3 protein-coding genes are annotated in these 3,504 nt (G+C 34.3%); all 3 read left to right on the forward strand.

The features are described from left to right. Window positions 1-566: CpsD/CapB family tyrosine-protein kinase (locus tag AC1DSL_RS16445; protein WP_477533019.1), on the forward strand; the 566-nt coding region annotated here is incomplete at its 5' end. Between the two features lie 122 nt (window positions 567-688). Next, a complete protein-coding gene (locus AC1DSL_RS16450; RefSeq protein ID WP_477533020.1) occupies window positions 689-1,453 on the forward strand; it encodes a tyrosine-protein phosphatase in 765 nt (254 codons plus the stop codon). Window positions 1,454-1,482: 29 nt separating this feature from the next. Continuing rightward, window positions 1,483-3,300, forward strand: coding sequence for a polysaccharide biosynthesis protein (locus tag AC1DSL_RS16455; protein WP_477533021.1), 1,818 nt, complete (start codon window positions 1,483-1,485; stop codon window positions 3,298-3,300). Window positions 3,301-3,504: the final 204 nt, after the last annotated feature.

Here is a 3,504-nt window from a genome sequence, read left to right on the forward strand (position 1 = left end):
CCATTATTATTACTTCACCAAATCCTGGAGAAGGAAAATCAACGACCATTGCAAACTTAGCTATTGTGTTTGCTCAACAAGGAAAAAAAGTGCTGCTTGTAGATGCAGATTTACGGAAACCGACAATTCACTATACCTTTAATATTAAAAATACAAAAGGTTTAACAAATTTATTGATGAAAAAAGCCTCACTAGGAGATGTTATACAACAAACTCCAGTACTTAATTTGTTTCTATTACCTAGCGGAACAATTCCCCCATATCCAGCAGAACTGCTTCAATCAGAAATGATGTCTCAATTGATGGACCGATTAAAAGCTAGTTTTGAATTAATTTTATTTGATACACCTCCTATACTTGCCGTAGCAGATGCACAAATACTAGCAAATAAATGTGACGGATCTATTTTGGTAGTGAAAAGTGGTTCTACAGAAAAAGAAGGAGCCATTCGAGCAAAAGATATACTAATGAGTGCAAGCAGCAAACTATTAGGAGTTGTGTTAAATAATAAAATGATGAAAGACTCACCTTATCAAACCACCTATTATTATGGACAAACTAAGTAATTAGGTTAGCAAAGGTTTCATACAAAATAATTAAATTCTTAACTAATTATTAATTGTAATATCCTTTCAAAACCTAAAATTCATGTTAAAGATTATTAAAAAATACAGTTACGAGGATGGGAATGTTGATTGATATACACTCACACATAACTTTCGGTCTTGATGATGGCGCACGAACATTAGAAGAGAGTATCAATATGGCAAAACAAGCTGTTTCTGAAGGGATATCTACTATTATAGCAACACCCCATCACAGACATCCTTCTTACCATAACCCCAAAGAAATAGTTGTAAAGAACGTTCTTAAGCTGAATGAAATATTTTCAGCTGCACAAATTCCTTTAACTGTATTGACCGGGCAAGAAATAAGATTATTTGGAGAACTGGAGAGTGTCTTAGATTTAGATGAAGAACTATTAACATTAAACCATTCTAAGATGATATTAATCGAACTGCCATCGTCTAATATTCCACTATATACGGAGAAGTTGTTTTATAACTTACTAGTAAAAGGAATTATCCCTGTGATTGCACATCCAGAGCGCAATGCTGAAATTGCAAGGAATCCAGAAAAACTTTATCAATTAATAAAAAATGGTGCATATTCTCAAGTAACCGCAACAAGTATAGCAGGCGGGTTCGGTAGAAAATTACAACGCTTGAGTATTCAAATGATTGAATATCAATTGACCCATTTTATTGGATCAGATGCACACAATCTGACTAGCCGAGTGTTTAAATGGAAAGATGCATGGAACATAGTAGATAAAAAATTAGGGATTGAGTATACGACAAAATTGAAAAAGCAATCGATTGAACTTGTTAATAATCAAAATATTAGTAAGCTACAGCCCGAGCAGATTCCAAGAAAAAAATTTTTTATTTAAATCCTACTAAAGAAAAGAGTATGTGCTCAATGACGGTAAAGAAATGGAAAACATTACTTTTTGTATTGGATTCTTTTATTGTTGTTTTTTCGATGTTTGCTAGTTATTTAATTCTATACCCCTATTTAAATGTTTTAACAGAAAAAGTGTTAATTCTAAGTGTAATAACTATTTTTTTAGCGCATCATTTTTTTGCTTGGCGTTATGGACTTTATCGAAAGGTTTGGTTGTATGCTTCAATTGGTGAACTTACCTCAATAGTTCGTGCAGTGACCTATTCGATTATTTCAGTAATGCTTATGCAAGTAATAGTCAATCAAGATATTTACGTTCGGGTGTTAGTCATCACATGGATGGTTCATATTCTTTTTATTGGTGGTTCACGTTTTTCCTGGCGCTTAGCTACTGATTTAATGAAACGAAAATTAAACTTGAAAACAAAACGTACTTTAATAGTAGGAGCAGGAGCAGCAGGTACGATGGTGGTTCGTCAATTATTAAGAAATCAGGATAGGCAATTACAACCAGTTGGTTTTATAGATGATAATCTCTTTAAGCAAAATCTTGAAATTTATGGAGTTGAAGTATTAGGGAAAATCGTTAATATTCCAGAGATTGTTGCAAGATACAAAATCGAGTTAATTATTATTGCAATTCCCTCATTGTCTAAACAGGAAATGATTGTATTAACGAAAATTTGTGTTGGGACAGGCGTGAAAACTCAAACTATTCCTAGGATAGAAGATATTATGACTGGTAAGTTATCCGTAAATGAAATTCGAGATGTTCGTTTTGAGGACTTACTTGGGCGTGAGGAAGTAAGACTTGATATGCTCGCAATTGCAAATCAACTTACGAATAAAAAAATTCTTATAACTGGAGCAGGTGGCTCCATAGGTTCAGAAATATGCAGACAAGTGGCGAGATTCGAACCTAAAGAAATTATTCTATTAGGACATGGAGAAAATTCCATTTATAAAATTGATTTGGAAATGCGGAACCTAGTTTCATCTAATACTAAAGTTATACCAATAATTGCTGATATCCAAGATCGCAGTCGGATATTTGAAATTATGGAGATTTATAAACCAGATGTAGTTTATCATGCAGCTGCCCACAAACATGTACCACTCATGGAATTTAATCCAAGAGAAGCAGTCAAAAATAATATTTACGGAACTCTGAATGTAGCAGAGGCAGCAAAAGAAATTGGTGTTTCCTGCTTTGTAATGATTTCGACTGATAAAGCAGTGAACCCACCAAATATCATGGGTGCGACGAAACGATTTGCAGAAATGATTATCCAAAACTTGGCGGTTAATAGTAAAACGCACTTTGCCGCTGTACGGTTTGGAAATGTCTTAGGTTCTAGTGGAAGTGTTGTTCCTCTATTTAAAGCACAAATTGCAAAAGGCGGACCAGTCACTGTTACTGATCCTGAGATGACTAGGTATTTCATGACGATTCCTGAAGCCTCGAGTCTTGTCATTCAAGCAGGAACACTTGCAACAAATGGAGAGATATTTGTCCTTGATATGGGAGAACCCGTAAAAATTGTGAACTTAGCAAAGAGTTTAATCCGCTTATCCGGGTATCAAGAAGATGAAATTGATATAGAATTCACAGGAATTCGACCGGGTGAAAAATTATTTGAAGAATTATTAAACGAAGACGAAATTCAAAACGAACATGTTTTTCCGAAAATTTATATTGGTAAGTCCACACCAATTAACAATATAGATATGAAGAATTTATTGGATAAGATGCTTGATTTAAATAATGAGAATCTTAAAGATGTGTTACTTAAAATTGCTAATAAACAAAGCTTCCGAAGTGTAATTCAATAAAATCAATTGGTAATACTAGCAACCGCAGCACCCAGCGCGAATACACAAAAAATGCAATACCCATAACGAGTAGAAAGAAGGAATATCTTGTCAGGTATCCGGAGCGAGAAGTCGAAGAGTGATGGGAATTCTCAACTAAATCCAAAGTCAGAGAAAATCTATCTTTCATCGCCACATATGAGTGAGGAAGGGTTTGAGCTGGCA

This window comes from Paenisporosarcina sp. P4_D4 (genome assembly GCF_056401835.1).